This window comes from Thermosynechococcus sp. QS41, assembly GCF_031583515.1.
GTDB lineage: Bacteria > Cyanobacteriota > Cyanobacteriia > Thermosynechococcales > Thermosynechococcaceae > Thermosynechococcus.
In genome coordinates, this window is sequence record NZ_CP134181.1 from 2,161,492 (window position 1) to 2,177,178 (window position 15,687).

Genomic DNA, 15,687 nt, shown 5'->3' on the forward strand with positions numbered 1-15,687 from the left:
GTTCCCTATGGCCAAATATGATACCCACCTCAAGTGCTCCTTTTGTGGTAAGTCACAGGAACAGGTGCGTAAACTCATCGCCGGCCCTGGGGTCTATATCTGTGATGAATGCGTAGAATTGTGTAATGAAATCCTCGATGAGGAATTGGCCACCGTTCCCAATGCGGCGGCTCCCCGTCGAGAGGCTACACCGTCGCGATCGCCCCGCAGCACACCCCGCAGTCGGCCCCTCAGCCAAGTGCCCAAGCCTCGGCAAATCAAGGAATTTCTTGATAAGCACGTGGTCGGCCAGCATGAAGCTAAGAAAATCCTTTCAGTTGCGGTCTATAACCACTACAAGCGCCTGAGTCTTTTGGATGGTGATCAGCGGGGCGATGACAACGTCGAACTGCAAAAGTCCAATATTCTCCTGATTGGCCCGACGGGTTCTGGCAAGACCCTCTTAGCTCAGACATTGGCGAAGCTCCTCGATGTTCCCTTTGCCGTTGCCGATGCCACTACCCTCACGGAAGCCGGCTATGTGGGGGAAGATGTGGAAAATATCCTGCTGCGCTTGCTGCAAACCGCCAATATGGATGTGGAGGAAGCACAACGGGGGATTATCTATATTGACGAGATTGATAAGATTGCCCGCAAAAGTGAAAATCCCTCAATTACCCGTGATGTGTCCGGGGAAGGGGTACAGCAGGCACTGCTGAAGATGCTAGAGGGGACGATCGCCAATGTGCCGCCGCAGGGGGGGCGCAAGCATCCCTACCAAGACTGCATTCAAATTGACACGACGAATATCCTCTTTATCTGTGGGGGCGCCTTTGTTGGTTTAGAGAAAACCATTGAGCAGCGGGTGGGCAAGAAGGCAATGGGCTTTGTCCGCGATGGCGAACCCCTCCCCAAGGAAAAACGCTCTGCGGATATTCTCAAGCAACTGGAACCCCACGATCTGGTGAAGTACGGCATGATTCCAGAGTTCATTGGCCGTATTCCCGTGGTGGCCGTGCTAGAGCCGTTGGATGTGGCCGCCTTGGCAGAAATTCTTACCCAACCTCAAAACGCGCTCCTGAAGCAGTACCAAAAACTCATGCGCATGGACAGTGTGGAGTTGCGCTTTGAACCGGCGGCGGTAGAGGCGATCGCCCAAGAGGCCTACCGTCGTAAAACCGGTGCCCGTGCCCTGCGCGCTATTGTTGAAGAGATTATGCTGGACGTGATGTACGAACTGCCTTCCCGCAAAGACCTGCGCGAATGTACCATCACGCCCGAAATGGTGGAAAAACGCTCCACGGCTGAACTACTCCTGCATCCTTCTTCGCTGCCTACGCTTTCTGCTTAGAAGAAGACGTGGCTATCGGGCATCAAGCTCAACTCAAGGGGAACCGCATGGAGATCCGTTTCTAGGGTAGCGCGAATCAGACGGGCAACGGTGGCCGGTCGCAGCAGTTTCTGGCGATCGATTTTGAGGCTGACGGCATCCCAAAAGGGCGTATCCACACCGCCAAAGTAGAACAGACTAAAGCGAATACCATAGCGCTTGAGTTCTTCGGCCATACACTTGCTGAAGCCCACGACTCCAAATTTCGCAGCACAGTAGGCTGACCCCATCGCCATTGAATGTTTACCGAGGATACCGACAACGGTGCAGATGTGTCCCTGTTGTTGCTCTTTCATGAGTTCGGCAGCCTGTTGGCTGGTGTAAAAGCAACCCTTAAGGTTGAGATCCAACATCTGATCCAGTTCAGCCGCAGTAATTTTTTGATAGGGCTTGAGGAGGCCAGCCCCCGCCGCGTTGATCAATACATCGAGTCGTCCCTGCTCACTGCGGATGGCTTGCATTAATTCGCTCACTTGCGCCGGCTGGGTGATGTCACAGGGCTGAATTTGTACGGTGACTGAGGAGGGAAGCTGCTCTACCAAAGCTTGCAGGCGATCGCTCGAGCGAGCCGCTAAGACCAACTTGGCACCCGTTTCTTGGAGTTGCTCAACAACGGCTTGACCAATGCCACCTGTGGCACCCACCACTAACACCACACGATCTGCTAAGACACTCATTTTGTTACATTTCTTTACGTTCATCCTTTTATCCTAGCGTTTCTTGAATTGCCCAGAACCTACCCATCGCTTGGGCAATCAAATTTAGAAAGACGAGCCTTTGTTCTGCGTATTAGGATTGAGCTGTTAAGCGTCTTGCCTAGGTGTGACGGAGTTGGGATGAATGACGCAGCAACCACAACCCCCCTTTACCCTTTGGTCTCGTCAGTGGGGATGGAGAATGATTGCCTTGGTGGTGCTCGGTGGAACGCGGGCGTGGTGGTTTGTGCACTATGAATTGGCTCCTGAAATTGCCCAACAACTACAACAGCGTCTCAATCGGCCAGTGGAAATTGGCGGCGTTGAGCACGTCGGGCTGAATGTTGTTCGTTTTGGCTCCTCAGCGGTTCCCAGCTACACGTCAGAAGATGGCACTCCCGAGTTGGACAACGCGCTAATCAATGGCATTGAAGTCGCCTTTAATCCATGGCAGCTTCTGACAGGTCAAAAACTAGATCTCGATGTGACTCTCCACCAACCCCAACTCACGGTGGTTCAGGATGCCCAAGGGCGGTGGTGGCGCACAGAAGTTCAGCTGCCAGAGGAGGAGCCGAGCTTTTTTCAACTGAATCAAATCAGGGTGAAGGTGCGGGATGGCTCTGTGCTGGTTCAACCCTTTCGGCGTCCTGCCTACCTGCTGCACCAAATTCATGGCGGATTGACCCTGACGCCCGATCGCCAGAATTTTGCCCTCGAAGGTCAAGCGGAGGGACAACTGGCCGGGGGTGGCCAATGGCGATTGCAGGGGGACTGGAACCAACCCCAAGAATCAGGACAACTGGATTTGCGCTTCAGTAAGATTCCCCTTGGGCTCGGGAATGAGATTCTGCCAGAGACCATTCGTGTCCAAGGCGGCCAATTGGAGGGGCAATTACGGGTTCGTCTGCCTTTACCAGAAACCCCCGAAGTCACGGGTCAAATTTGGTTGCGGGATGGTACTTTACGCACGGCCTTTGTGCCCCAAGACATCAAGGGATTACAAGCCCATGTGCAATTGCAGGGCAATCAGGCAAAGCTGCACTATTTGCGCGGGGCGATCGCCAATGTCCGCTGGCAGGCTCAAGGCACCGTCGGTCTCCGAAGCGGCTGGAACATTGAAGCGCAAGTGCCGAGGTTTGATCTCGCCCCTACCTTAACGGCCTTGCAGATTACGCCACCGGTTCCCCTGCGGGGTCAAGTGGAAGTTCCCACCCTTCGCGTGCAGGGGGATCTGGAGAATCCCCAAGTCATGGGTGAACTGCGCAGCCAAACGCCGCTCCAAGTGGATCAACTGCAACTGCAACAGGTACGGCTGCCGTTTATGGCGTCCCTTGAGCAAGGGGTTAGGCTGATGGAGGTTCGCGCCCAGTTGGTGGATGGCGGTGAGGTACAGGCAACGGTTGGGGTAGAACCCACGGGCGAGTTTCGTGGCCAAGCACAAGTGCAGCAGGTGAATCTGCAGGCGATCGCCCGCCGCTACGATGTGGCTCCGCCCGTGTCCCTAGGGGAGGGGTTTGCACAACTGGACTTTGGTGGTAATCTGCGTACCCCAGAGGCTTGGCAGGCCAATGCCGCCTTTCAACTACCGACGGCTCAGTATCCACTGCGGGGCACCGCCCGTCTGACGCAAACTCAACTGCTCGTTCCGGAGTTTCAAATGCAGTTTTTAGGGGGGCGTCTGCGGGGTCAAGTGCAAGCCGCCGCCGGTCAGTGGCAGTTGCAGGCTCAGGCTGAGAATATTCCCCTACGGCAGTTGAATCAAGAGTTACAAGGTCGTCTCAGTGGGCAGGCGATCGCCCAAGGACGGGTGGATCAACTAACGCTACCAGCGATTCGAGCTAGTGCCAATCTGCAAGTGGATCAAACCCCCACGGGTGATCCGCTGATTGCAGTTGTGAACTGGGATGGTCAGCAATTGCAAGTCCAAGAAGCCACCCTCGGTGCGATCCGCGCCCAAGGCACTATTGGTGTTGATTTAGCGGCCTTACAACCCACTGACATTCAATTGGGCATCCAAGCCAGAAATCTCCCCCTGAGTACCTTAAGCACTTTCTTGGAACCGAATCTCCCCGTTCCCCTCACCCTTGCAGGTACCACGTCCTTTCAAGGCCAACTCACAGGCCGCCTCGATAGGCTCCAGTTTCAGGGGGCACTGCTCACCCAAGGATTGGCGGTGAATGATTTGCGCTTTGCCCCTCAACTCACGGGCACGGTTACCTTGAGCCAACAACAGGGGGCAGCCCTCAATTTACAGGGGGGGGGCGATCGCTTGGCATTTCGTTTGGATGCCGATGGCTTACCCCGCTCACTGCTGGTTCAACGGCAACAGGCGCAACTGATCGGCCAGCGCCAAGGGGAGAGCTTTGATCTGCGTCTGCAGCAGTTTCCTGTGGAATCCCTGCGGTTACGGCTCCCGGAACTCCCCGAAAAAGCCATTCTCGCAGGAGTGGCCTCAGGCAATCTCCAGTTGCAAAATTGGACGAGGGGGCAGGGTAGTTTTACCGTAGAGCGACCGGGGTTAGGGGCATGGCGGGGCGATCGCCTGCAAGCGCAATTCCGTCTGAGTCGCGATCGCCTGACGATTCAATCTGGCCTTTTTACAAAAGGGGAAAGTCGCTATCAATTCACTGCCGATCTCCAGCCTCAACAATTGGGGGCGCAGTTGACGATTGCCCAAGGCAATTTAGCGGATTTAACGGGACTCGCCATCGTCCTCGGGATTGGCCAACCCACCGCTCGGGGGACTGCCGCAGATTTGGGCACACCCACCGCAGGGGAAGGTCTGCAAGTCTCACTGCTCACACAAATTCGCCGCCTTGCCGAAATTGAGATGCTACAAGCCCAAGCGGCTTTGGTGCGGCGGCCGGAGCTGCTGCCCCCCTTGGAGCAACTTCAGGGGACTTTTAATGGCCAAATCAATCTGAGTCAAACCCCGCAGTCGGGTCTGGTGGCCAGCTTTGATCTTAAGGGCGCCAATTGGCAGTGGGGAAATTACGCAGTTGATCAGTTTCTGAGTCGCGGTCGCTTTGCCCAAAATCAACTGGTGCTGACAACCCTCAATCTGCTTGTGAATGGTGGGCAATTAAACGTCAATGGCATTCTTGGCGGTAACCAGCAAAATGCCCAACTGCGGTTAGAGCAATTCCCTGTGAGTCTTGTGGCAAGTCTTTTGCCGCCGGGGGTGGATGTGGAAGGTAAGGTGAATGCCCAAGCGGTGTTGACTGGCTCATGGCAGCAGCCCATTCTCGCCGGTGAGGCGACCCTTGCGGAGGGTCGGTTGAATCAACGTCCCTTGGAGGCAGCGAATGCCACATTCCGCTACGCCCAAAATCGTCTTGCCCTTCAGGCGATCGCCCGCTTGGATACGCCAGAACCGCTCATGGTGACAGGTTCGGTTCCCTTGATCTATCCCCTTGACCCGCGACCCGTGGTGGATCCACAGTTAGCCCTAGATGTGAGTGTCAAGGATGAGGGATTGTCGTTGATCAACCTCTTTACCGATCAGGTGCAATGGCAACAAGGAAGGGGAGTTTTCCAAGCCCAACTGCGGGGAACGTGGGCGGAGCCGATGGTGAATGGCGTCCTGAGTGTGGATGATGCGGTGATTAAAACTCCCGCCTTTGAGGAACCGGTGACTAATCTCAGTGCGCGGGTGCGCTTCGATCGCGATCGCCTGCGGGTGGATGGCATTCAAGGTCTCTTTAGCCAAGGGCAAATTACTATGGCAGGGGTGTTACCGATTCAGACGCCCTTGGTCCCCGATGATCCTGATGCTGCGACCCCCCTCACCGCGTCCTTGCGACGCTTGCAAGTGAATGCCGGCAATATCTATCGCGGCACCGTAGATGGCACCCTCGTGATTACGGATACGCTCCTGAGTCCTGATTTGGGGGGCAGTGTCCACCTCAGCCAAGGCCGTTTGGATTTAGGTGCCATCAATGGTTTGGTCAATGGCAATGGGTTAGCCACTCCTGCTGACAGTCCCTTTGAACCCCTAGCTTTTGATAACTTGGTAATTAATATCTCAGATGCCTTGCGGGTGACGCGATCGCCCGTTCTCAACCTAACGGCCACTGGCAGTTTAACCCTCAATGGGGGTCTCGATAGTCTCCAGCCTGACGGCAAAATTCGCCTCACAGGCGGGCAACTGAATCTGTTCACCACCCTCTTTTTGCTCCAGCGGCGAGCGGATAACTATGTGCTCTTTACCCCCGCCAATGGCTTAGATCCCGAACTCAACCTCACCCTTGCTGCCACTGCCACTGAAGTTTATACCCCCGGCACCGTGACGCGACTCTCCGATGCGGGTTCCCTCACAGCCACCAGTCTGGGAACATTGAACACCATTCGGATCACTGCCCGCATCAATGGTCGTGCCAGTCAATTGCAAACCAATTTGCCTGCGGTGCTTGAGCTATCCAGTACCCCTTCGCGCAGCACGACCGAACTCCTTGCCTTGATGGGCGGTGGTTCAATTGCGGATCTCAACCAAGTGGGGGGAGAAGCGGCGGTGGCCAGTCTTGCCGGATCAGCTCTTTTCAACAACCTACAGGCATTGATTGATCAGGCCACGGGTAACCGCACTTCCTTTCGGATGTTTCCAGCCGTCGTGCCCCCCGATCGCCAGGCCCAAAGCCAAGCCCCAACCCTTGCCCTAGGGGCTGAACTGGGTTTTCAAGTGAACAGTTTTACCTCGGTTTCCCTCTTGCAGTTGCTCACCGCTCCCAGTGATCCGACGCGGTTTAACCTTGGGTTTCAGGTGACAGAGCAGATTCGCCTTGGCGGACAGGTGAGCACCAGTGGTCAGGGCACAGGCTTTATTGAATTCCGTTACCGTTTTTAAGGTCGTCTAAGATCAATGTACTGCCAGCAACGCTCAAGCTTGGAAAGTAGCAATTGCGGCAGTTGCAGTAGCCTCGGTATCAATCTTGATGAAAAATTCCGCTAGAGCCTTATCTCAACGATTCTCGACCGCATGGCAGCGGTTAAGTCTGCGTTGGAAATTTACCTTGGCCTTGGCTCTTGTGGCGCTCTTTCCAGCCGTGATTATTACCGAAGCCCTGATTCAGGTCAGTAATCATAACTTCGATCGTCAACTTGAGCAGCAACTGCGCTCTAGCTTGCAGGATTTGCAGTGGGAAATTGATAACTTGGCCTATGAGTCTCGCATTCAAGCCCTCTTGATTGCCAATGGGATGTATGTGCAGCACGTGGGTCAACCCCTCACCCGTATGATGAATCCCTCCACTATCCGCGATCTGCTTGAGGAGGTGGATCCCACTGAGCGTCCCATGAATCTGATGCTGGTGAGCGATGCTAGTGGTCAGGTACTCGCCCAGCAAACAATGGTCTTGGCTAAAACGGGAGAGGCACTCCTCGACTTGACCCCCGAAACCCATTCCTACTATCGTCTCAGCTCACATCAAGCCAGCAGTATTGCTCACTTACCGATGTTTCAAGTGGCTCGCGATCGCCAGCAGATGATTAGCGGTCTGGTGCTCCTCAGTCGTGAGCAGTTACAAGAACTGGGCTTAGCCCAGCAGGCCAAGATCACATTGCGTCCTCAACCCATTGCAACTCTACCCGCCAAGCAACAGCCAGCCCCTGTGGGTACCTACCCCATTGCCGACGGCAATATTGGCTTACTGGCCTTTGCCGCAAAGCCTCTCTATGAAAACAACCAATTTCAGGGGCTAATTCTGACGGGCATTTTACTCAACAATATGCCGGATCTTGTGGATGCCACCACAGAATGGTCCACGGTAGATACGGTGGCAACAATTTTTGCCCAAGATTTGCGGATTGCCACCAATGTACCTTACACCGATGGTCAGACTCGCGCCCTTGGTACCCGCGTTGCTCGCGAAGTGGCCACTCAAGTGCTCAATCAGGGCAAAACGTTTTTCGGCACAACTGACATTTTGGGTTCTCCCTATGTAACGATCTACAGTCCATTGCAGGACTTTCGCCAGCAGCTCGATTTGCCGCATCCACCGCCCATTGGTATCGCCTTTGTGGGGAAGTCCCAAGCGTGGATTCATACCATGACCACCCAGAAACGGTTGGTGGCCTTTGCCATTACCCTTGGTGCCCTGTTGTTGGCCAGTGTTTGGGCCTATCTCACGGCCAATGCCATTGTCAAACCCATTCAATCCTTGGCGACTTCGACCCGCCGCGTGCAGGCAGGCGATTTGACGACACTGGTGCAGGTGCACTCCCTTGATGAGGTGGGAGAACTGGCCAATGCCTTTAATGCCATGATGCGCCAGTTGCGGATCTCTTTTGAGGAGTTAGCCCAGAAAAACCACTCCCTTGAGCAGATTCGTGATGAACTGCTTGAGGCCAATGAACAGTTTGAGGCGGTACTCAATGCTGTACCGGGTACGATCTCGTGGATTAATGCCGAGGGCATCTATAAGGGGGTGAATCGCAAGTTGGCAGAAACCTTGAATTTGCCACCAGAGGCGTTTATTGGTCGTCCCTTGGGCTTTTTGCGTGAGGATAGAGAGTTGGCAGCCTTTATGCAGGAGTTTGTGGATTCTCCCGATCAATTTGCCTCACGCGTGATCTCCGTTAAGCGCAATGGTCAAACCGCATTTTACCTCGTGGCTTTGCAAAAATACATGCAGGGTACCCATACGGTTGCCGTCGGTATTGATATTAGCGATCGCATTCGCGCCGAGGAAGCACTGCGCATTGCTGAGGAAAACTACCGCAGTATTTTTGAGAATGCCCTTGAGGGGATTTTTCAGGCGTCAACAGAAAATCGGTTTATTCGGGTCAATGCCGCCATGGCCAGAATTTTTGGCTTTGACTCTCCTGAAGAAATGGTGCAGAGCGTCACCAGTATTCGCGACCAAATCTATGTGGCACCCAGCACCCGCGATGAGATTCTGAATCATTTTGCGACTGGAGGAACAACGGGACATTTTGAATTCAAGGCCTATCGGCGCGATCGCCAGATCATCTGGGTCGAATTGGATATGCGGGCGGTCTGGGATGCCGAGGGCAAGATTCTCTACTATGAAGGATTGGTGCAGGACATTACTGAGCGCAAACAGCGTGAGCAAGCGATGCAACAGCAAATCGAAGAGCTAAGGGTGGAAATTGATCACGAAAAACGGCGGCAGCAGGTGGCAGAAATTACCGAAACGGAGTACTTTCAGCAATTACGCCGTGAGGCGAACTATTTGCGTCAGCGTCGCCAGCGCTAAGGCTAAACCATGACCGATATCCAAGCCCTGTTTGAGCGCATTGCCCCCCTCTACGATCGCCTCAATGATCAACTGAGCTTTGGCCTTCACCATGTCTGGAAGCAAATGGCCGTGGACTGGCTCGAACTGCCTGCAGGGGCAACGGCTTTGGATCTCTGCTGTGGCACGGGGGATTTGAGTCGTGTGCTGGCGCGGCGGGTGGGGCGGCAGGGGCGGGTGGTGGGGTTGGATTTTGCGGCAGCACCCTTGGCGATCGCCCGTCAACGCAGTTGCCATTACCCGCAAATTGAATGGCTGCAAGGAGATGCCTTAGCAGTCCCCTTTGGGGATCAAACATTTCAGGGCATCACGATCGGCTACGGGCTACGCAATGTGGCAGATATTCCCCAAGCTCTCAGGGAAATGTTTCGGCTGCTGGTTCCCGCTGGGCGAGTCGCCATTCTTGACTTTAGCCATCCCCAAACCCCCGCACTCCAGCAATTTCAGCAATGGTACTTGCAACAGTGGGTCGTGCCCACCGCCCGTCAGTATGGCTTGGCCGCAGAGTATGACTATTTGTGGCCGAGTATTCAGGCTTTCCCCAGCCCAGCCACCCTCTGTGATCTAATTCAAAACGTGGGTTTTCAGCACGTGAAACACTATCCCCTCTTGGGCGGGCTAATGGCGATTACTGTTGCGCAAAAGTAATCTATGTTACAAAATGTAGGTTTTAGCCCCGTGGGAATCTTCTAAGCTAGAGATAGAGCCTTTTTCTATTTTTTGATGAACAGTTGAGGAGTCAGGAGTGAGATTCGCTTTTAGGAATAGGAATGGGTTTGGGCAGTCTTGAGCAGGACTCCATGACTGTGAAAAAGGCGGTAGGCAAATTGGAGGGCAGGGCGTTATGTACAAAAAAATTCTCGTTGCAGTGGATGACAGTGAACTGGGAGAACAGGTCTTTCAAACGGCGCTGGATTTGGCACAGCACTACCAAGCCCGCATGATGCTGATTCATGTCCTTTCACCCACCAATGAATCCTATCCTGACCCCATCTTTACCACCCCCTTGGCCTCCGGGGTCTATGTGGGACTCCACGAGGAAGTGATGCGTGCCTATGCGGAGCAGTGGGAAAACTTTGAGCAAAAAGGCTTGGATATGCTGCGCAACCTCGCCCAAATTGCCACTGAAAAAGGGGTGCCCACAGAATTTACCCAAGCCTTAGGGGATGCGGGTCGTGCCATTTGTGATCTGGCCAAAGATTGGGAAAGTGATTTGATTGTGCTGGGGCGGCGGGGTCTCAAGGGCTTGAGTGAATTTTTCCTCGGCAGTGTCAGCAATTATGTGCTCCACAATGCCCCCTGTTCTGTGCTCACCGTCCAGCGCCGCCGTGATTGAGACGCCCGTTCGCATTAAGTTCCTTGTGCAACCTACCCGTCCTGAGTGGGTAGAGCAGGCGATCGCTCACTTGGATACGATTTTGCTCGATCACTCCCACTGTGAGCGCAAAGCGGCTGGCGTAGCTATCAATCTCATGTTTCGCTATCCTTCCCACAAGCGATTGGTAGATGCCCTCACCGATATTGCCCAAGAGGAACTCGAGCACTTCCGTCAAGTCAATCAGCAACTGGAACGCCGCCACATTGCCCTTGCCCCCCTCAGTGCACCCCCCTACGCCTCTCGCTTGAATGCCACTGTCCGCCCGCAGGAACCCCAGCGCTTCTTGGATACCCTATTGGTTTGCGCATTGATTGAAGCTCGCAGCCACGAACGATTGCAACTGCTGGCTCAGCACTGCCCGGATCAGGAACTGGCGGAGTTCTTTGCTAGCTTAGTCACCTCTGAGGCACGCCACTATGGCACCTATTGGTACTTGGCCTATGAGTCCTTTGGCCAAGAGGTGGTGGCAGAGCGATTGCAGCAGTTGGCTGTCCTTGAGAGTGAGATTCTCAGCACGCCCTACCCCTTGCCGCGGATTCACAGCTAGCCCTAGATTGCTGGTGGTGTTGCCCCTTGCGCAGTGGTGGGCTGACCGACCGTAAGGCGCACCGTTTGACCAAATTGTTCTAAAACCACTGCGGGTGTGGTGTCATAGGCATCAATCGCACGCACAAGTACATTGCCAGCGATCGTATCCCCCACCTGCACCGTACGGGTGACATTCTCTTTGGGTGAGCGAATAATTGCCTGTAGGCGACCATTTACGGCAGCCACACCAAAAACCTTCACCGCTTGGGCATCCACTGGAGGCGGCAGGGGTGATGGGGTGGGTGGAATGGCGGCAGCGGGAGTACCTGTTCCATTAGCAGCTGTTTGAGGAGAACCGTTACCCGCATTACCCGTAGCGGCGGGCGCACCGTTTGGCGTTTCACCCTTGGGAGCTTCGTTCCTGTTGGGGGGAAGCAGCGGGGCGAAGGGATTGGCACGACCGACATTTGCCAGTCCCTCAACATAGGTTTTAGGGTTGGTAGGAGGAATTAATGCCGCAACCGCAGATGCGGTGACACTGGGGGGTTCGGGTTCAAGGTCTGGGGCAGCTGCTGCCGGTGGCGCCACCGGTTGATCGGGTTGATTGGTGGCGTCTGTTTCAACTTCAGTGACGATAAAGCCACAGCCGCTCATGCCTGAGGCCAGCAACCCAATGGCAATGGTGATGATCGTGGCGCGCTGTTTCAACATTTGGTGTCTCACCTTTGGCTGATGATATTGGTGGTGCAGACGAACTCTATTCTTGCCTACTATAAAATGTACCGTTGGTCTGCAGTGGCTATGCATAGGCACTTGCCAAAGTGGTCTTGGTGGTGGAGAGTTGCTGTGGGGGCGATCGCTCGGTACACTGAAAAACAATTGTAACGTTATTTACGGAATGAATCGGTCATGAGTGCTAAGCCCGTCGTGATTGCTCCCTCCATTCTCTCTGCGGACTTCAGTCGTTTGGGTGAAGAAATCCAAGCGGTGGATCGGGCGGGAGCCGACTGGATCCATGTCGACGTCATGGATGGTCGTTTTGTTCCCAATATCACGATTGGGCCATTGGTTGTTGAGGCAATTCGCCCCTTGACCCAAAAGCCCCTCGATGTGCACTTAATGATCGTTGAGCCAGAAAAATACGTGGCGGATTTTGCCAAAGCGGGGGCGGATATTATCTCTGTCCATGCGGAACACAATGCCTCGCCTCACCTGCATCGCACCCTCTGTCAAATTCGGGAACTGGGCAAGCAAGCAGGTGTCGTGCTCAACCCCTCTAGCCCTCTTGAACTCATTGAGTACGTCCTTGATGTCTGTGATCTCGTGCTGATTATGAGTGTCAACCCTGGCTTTGGGGGCCAGAAATTTATTCCAGCGGTTTTGCCAAAAATTCGGCGACTACGGCAACTGTGCGAAGAGCGCGGTTTAGACCCATGGATCGAAGTGGATGGCGGTCTCAAGGCGGACAATACGTGGCAAGTTCTCGAAGCCGGTGCCAATGCCATTGTGGCCGGTTCAGCGGTCTTCAAGGCACCGGATTACGCAGCAGCGATCGCGGGCATCCGCCATAGCAAACGTCCTAGTCCTGAGTTGGTGACGGCCTAGGCACTGGCTGCCGACGGAGTTTGAAATCGCTGCCACGAAAAGGCTTTCAGGTGGCGATCGCCCGTCCGATGCAAAATCAAGTTGGCCATCAGCTTCGCTGTAATCGGGGCAAGTAAAATGCCATTACGGTAATGCCCCGTGGCCAAGTAAAGATTCGCCGCTGGCCCTTCCCCCAAAATCGGTAAATCATCGGGGGTGGCTGGACGATAGCCCCACCACGTATCAATCACCTCGTAACTGGCCAACTCTGGAATAACGGCGGTGGCACGATTCAGCAGTGCTTGCAGGCCAGCAACCGTAGTTCCCTCTTGGAAACCCACATCCTCACTGGTGGCACCCACCACCACTTTGCCAGAGCGACGCGGCACGAGATAGAGTTGATCGCCAAAGATCACATGGTTCAGTAGGGGTTGCCCCGGCGGTTTTAGGGCTAACATTTGCCCCTTGCGGGGGGTGACGGGTAGGGGAAGTAGGCTTTGTGCCCATGCGCCTGTGGCCAGAATGTAAATCCCCGCAGACCAACGCCCGCGATCGCTCTCCAAGGCTGTAATTTCCCCTTGGGGGGCTTGCTGAAACCGCTGGACACTAATGCCCTCAATCACTTCGATTCCTAGAATGCGAGCGGCACTCACCAAGACCTTAGCCAAGTTGCGCGTATTCACCTGCCCATCTTGGGGAAACCACCAAGCCCCTAGCACACTCTCCGCAAAGCCCGGTTGATAGTTCCCAAGTTCAGATGCATCGAGCCAGCGGCTGTCGGGTTCCATAGGGTGGGCGCGATCGCGCTGCCGCTCATCGGTCACGGGTGCCAAAATACCACAGGGCCAGTAGCCCGCATCCATGCCCGTCAGTTGCTCAAGCTTATCAATCCAACTGGGATAGAGATTGCGGCTCGCCGTACACAAATTCCACATGGCGCCTGCGGGCAAGCCTTCTGCTTGGGGGGCTAACATTCCCGCTGCGGCATGGAGCGCTGCTTCCCGAAACTGGCGGCTGAGAACGGTGGGTCGTGCCCCCCGCAATGCCAATTCGATGGCGATCGCCAGCCCCATGGTGCCGCCACCAATAATCAAAATGTCCCGCTGTTCATCCCCAAGGATCATTCTTGACGCTTCAATCCCAATTTACACATTTCTTTATCTTGGCATCTGCCACCCCTTAAGGGTAGCCCAAACCACCCACTTGAGGGGGAACGGCGCCTTGTTTTCCGCTCCTGAAGTCAACTCGTTATAATAAGGGCGATCGCGGTGGATTTGCTGCCGCTGTGTGGTAACTGTCCATGATCTCATCCGGCTCTCACTACCCGATCTTTGGTCCTGAAATTCGTTGTCCCCACTGTCGGCAAGTCATTCCCGCCCTGACCCTCACCGATACGTACCTGTGCCCGCGCCACGGTCCTTTTGAAGCCGATGCCAAAACGGGGGAATTAATGCACCTGCAATCCGGCCGCATTTGGCGCCTCTGGGACGGCGAATGGTATCGCCAGCACACCCACCCCGACGGGATTCGCTTTGAAATTCACGATGCCCTCGATCGCCTCTACACCCAAGGCTACCGTGCCACCAAAGTCATTATTGCCGAACGCTATCGCGACCTCTTTTGTGCTTACCTAGAGCGGAACACACCTTGGCGTGGTGCCACCGATCCCCAAATGCTGCGCCTCTTTGGTTTGCCCGTAGAGTTTAGCCCCCCCGCTAGCCAAGAGGAGCGCTGGGATGTGATTAACTTTGATCTCGAAAAAGAACCCGGCGCCCCCATTCGCCCCCCCTATTTTCGGATGTTTGATTAGTGATGCTCACCCTCGCCGACTGTGGCGAACTGGAATTGATTGAGCGCCTGCGCCCCTATTGCCACAGGGAATTGATTGGCGATGATGCCGCGGTTTTGTCGCTACCCCCCGGTGAACAACTGATTGTGAGTACCGATGTCTTGGTTGAGGGGGTGCACTTTAGTTTAGGCATGACCGATACCCCTGTGACCATGACGCCAGTGGATGTGGGCTGGCGATCGCTGGCCGCCAATTTATCCGACCTTGCAGCCATGGGGGCATTGCCCTTGGGGTTAACGGTGGGTCTCGCGGCACCGCGCAACTGTCCTGTGGCAACAATTGAGGAGATTTATCAAGGCATGGCCGCCTGTTGTCAGGCCTATGGCACCAGCATTATCGGTGGTGATACCTGTCGCTCTAGCGTTCTCAGTCTCAGCATCACCGTCTTGGGCAGTGCGCCGCCAGAACGGATTATTTATCGCGATCGCGCCCGGGTGGGGGATGTCATTGTCGTGACGGGGGTTCATGGTGCCTCCCGCGCTGGTCTCGAGTGCCTTTTGTATCCGCAGTGGGCTAGTACTGTGTCCGCAGAACTACGGCAAGCGTGGATCCAAGCCCATCAACGCCCTCAACCTCGATTGGATATTGTGCAATGGCTGCGCCAACAGGTGCCCCCGCCGCGTCTGGCTGGCATGGATAGTAGTGATGGCCTCGCGGCAGCTGTCTTGCAACTCTGTCAAGCCAGTGGGGTGGGTGCGATTCTTTGGGCAGAGCAAATTCCGATGGTGGGCTATAGCGATCGCCCGCAGGCCTTGAACTGGGCACTCTATGGCGGTGAAGATTTTGAACTGGTGTTGTGCCTTGCCCCAGACTTGGCTCAAGAACTTTGTAGGGCAGCGGGTGAGCAAGCCGCCATTGTTGGGGAAATGATTCCTGAAAAGAGAGTGCAACTCAAGCTCAATGGTGAATTATTGCCCCTGCAGCCCGATCAACTTTTTCAGCACTTTTAGGCGATCGGTTGAGTGGGCGAATTAGTTGCCTGAAGCAGGCATGGGTGTTGAGGTCGGGCACCGCCGTCAAGGAATATTACA

The 15,687-nt window shown here is 54.9% G+C and carries 12 protein-coding genes; 9 read left to right on the plus strand and 3 right to left on the minus strand.

From position 1 onward, the window contains the following. The first annotated feature begins 7 nt into the window (after positions 1-7). Positions 8-1,330: an ATP-dependent protease ATP-binding subunit ClpX gene (gene clpX, locus RHJ80_RS10675; RefSeq protein WP_302677609.1), complete on the plus strand. Its 1,323-nt coding sequence runs from the start codon at positions 8-10 to the stop codon at positions 1,328-1,330. On the opposite strand, the gene RHJ80_RS10680 is transcribed toward clpX, so the two are convergent. Further along, entirely contained in the window at positions 1,327-2,046 is a 720-nt protein-coding gene (locus RHJ80_RS10680) for an SDR family oxidoreductase (protein ID WP_310800957.1), read from the minus strand. The genes clpX and RHJ80_RS10680 overlap by 4 nt on opposite strands. A 163-nt stretch (positions 2,047-2,209) precedes the next feature. Between RHJ80_RS10680 and RHJ80_RS10685 the strand changes: the two genes are divergently transcribed. The 5 genes from RHJ80_RS10685 to RHJ80_RS10705 all read left to right on the plus strand — a co-directional run bounded on the left by RHJ80_RS10685 (position 2,210) and on the right by RHJ80_RS10705 (position 11,242). Continuing rightward, positions 2,210-6,907 carry a translocation/assembly module TamB domain-containing protein gene (locus RHJ80_RS10685; protein ID WP_310800958.1) on the plus strand — a complete coding sequence of 1,566 codons (4,698 nt, stop codon included), beginning with the start codon at positions 2,210-2,212 and terminating at the stop codon, positions 6,905-6,907. Positions 6,908-6,995: 88 nt separating this feature from the next. Further along, positions 6,996-9,278: a cache domain-containing protein gene (locus tag RHJ80_RS10690; protein ID WP_310800959.1), complete on the plus strand. Its 2,283-nt coding sequence runs from the start codon at positions 6,996-6,998 to the stop codon at positions 9,276-9,278. 9 nt (positions 9,279-9,287) lie between these two features. Beyond that, positions 9,288-9,965 (plus strand): bifunctional demethylmenaquinone methyltransferase/2-methoxy-6-polyprenyl-1,4-benzoquinol methylase UbiE, encoded by a 678-nt coding sequence (gene ubiE / locus RHJ80_RS10695; protein ID WP_310800960.1) that lies wholly within the window; start codon positions 9,288-9,290, stop codon positions 9,963-9,965. A 196-nt stretch (positions 9,966-10,161) separates the two neighbouring features. Next, on the plus strand, positions 10,162-10,653 hold the full coding sequence (locus RHJ80_RS10700) for a universal stress protein (protein WP_310800961.1): 492 nt from the start codon (positions 10,162-10,164) through the stop codon (positions 10,651-10,653). Further along, entirely contained in the window at positions 10,610-11,242 is a 633-nt protein-coding gene (locus RHJ80_RS10705; RefSeq protein WP_310800962.1) for a tRNA isopentenyl-2-thiomethyl-A-37 hydroxylase MiaE, read from the plus strand. Before RHJ80_RS10700 ends, RHJ80_RS10705 begins: the two co-directional genes overlap by 44 nt. 2 nt (positions 11,243-11,244) lie before the next feature. Here the strand turns inward: RHJ80_RS10705 and RHJ80_RS10710 are convergent, their stop codons facing one another. Continuing rightward, positions 11,245-11,934 carry a hypothetical protein gene (locus RHJ80_RS10710; RefSeq protein WP_310800963.1) on the minus strand — a complete coding sequence of 230 codons (690 nt, stop codon included), beginning with the start codon at positions 11,932-11,934 and terminating at the stop codon, positions 11,245-11,247. Positions 11,935-12,132: 198 nt separating this feature from the next. Here RHJ80_RS10710 and rpe point away from each other — a divergent pair, with 198 nt between their 5' ends. Further along, a complete protein-coding gene (gene rpe, locus RHJ80_RS10715) occupies positions 12,133-12,828 on the plus strand; it encodes a ribulose-phosphate 3-epimerase (protein WP_206200153.1) in 696 nt (231 codons plus the stop codon). Here the strand turns inward: rpe and thiO are convergent. Then, positions 12,825-13,931 carry a glycine oxidase ThiO gene (thiO, locus tag RHJ80_RS10720; RefSeq protein ID WP_310800964.1) on the minus strand — a complete coding sequence of 369 codons (1,107 nt, stop codon included), beginning with the start codon at positions 13,929-13,931 and terminating at the stop codon, positions 12,825-12,827. The genes rpe and thiO overlap by 4 nt on opposite strands. Positions 13,932-14,107: 176 nt before the next feature. On the opposite strand from thiO, the gene RHJ80_RS10725 reads away from it, so the two are divergent. After that, positions 14,108-14,617 (plus strand): TIGR02652 family protein, encoded by a 510-nt coding sequence (locus RHJ80_RS10725; RefSeq protein WP_310744543.1) that lies wholly within the window; start codon positions 14,108-14,110, stop codon positions 14,615-14,617. Between the two features lie 2 nt (positions 14,618-14,619). Further along, on the plus strand, positions 14,620-15,606 hold the full coding sequence (thiL, locus tag RHJ80_RS10730; RefSeq protein WP_310744973.1) for a thiamine-phosphate kinase: 987 nt from the start codon (positions 14,620-14,622) through the stop codon (positions 15,604-15,606). Positions 15,607-15,687: the final 81 nt, after the last annotated feature.

Excerpts from the sequence above, each read along its gene's own strand:
- clpX (WP_302677609.1), top strand. The coding sequence starts at position 8 with ATGGCCAAATATGATACCCACCTCAAGTGCTCCTTTTGTGGTAAGTCA.
- RHJ80_RS10680 (WP_310800957.1), bottom strand. The coding sequence starts at position 2,046 with ATGAGTGTCTTAGCAGATCGTGTGGTGTTAGTGGTGGGTGCCACAGGT.
- RHJ80_RS10685 (WP_310800958.1), top strand. The coding sequence starts at position 2,210 with ATGACGCAGCAACCACAACCCCCCTTTACCCTTTGGTCTCGTCAGTGG.
- RHJ80_RS10690 (WP_310800959.1), top strand. The coding sequence starts at position 6,996 with ATGAAAAATTCCGCTAGAGCCTTATCTCAACGATTCTCGACCGCATGG.
- ubiE (WP_310800960.1), top strand. The coding sequence starts at position 9,288 with ATGACCGATATCCAAGCCCTGTTTGAGCGCATTGCCCCCCTCTACGAT.
- RHJ80_RS10700 (WP_310800961.1), top strand. The coding sequence starts at position 10,162 with ATGTACAAAAAAATTCTCGTTGCAGTGGATGACAGTGAACTGGGAGAA.
- RHJ80_RS10705 (WP_310800962.1), top strand. The coding sequence starts at position 10,610 with ATGCCCCCTGTTCTGTGCTCACCGTCCAGCGCCGCCGTGATTGAGACG.
- RHJ80_RS10710 (WP_310800963.1), bottom strand. The coding sequence starts at position 11,934 with ATGTTGAAACAGCGCGCCACGATCATCACCATTGCCATTGGGTTGCTG.
- rpe (WP_206200153.1), top strand. The coding sequence starts at position 12,133 with ATGAGTGCTAAGCCCGTCGTGATTGCTCCCTCCATTCTCTCTGCGGAC.
- thiO (WP_310800964.1), bottom strand. The coding sequence starts at position 13,931 with ATGATCCTTGGGGATGAACAGCGGGACATTTTGATTATTGGTGGCGGC.
- RHJ80_RS10725 (WP_310744543.1), top strand. The coding sequence starts at position 14,108 with ATGATCTCATCCGGCTCTCACTACCCGATCTTTGGTCCTGAAATTCGT.
- thiL (WP_310744973.1), top strand. The coding sequence starts at position 14,620 with ATGCTCACCCTCGCCGACTGTGGCGAACTGGAATTGATTGAGCGCCTG.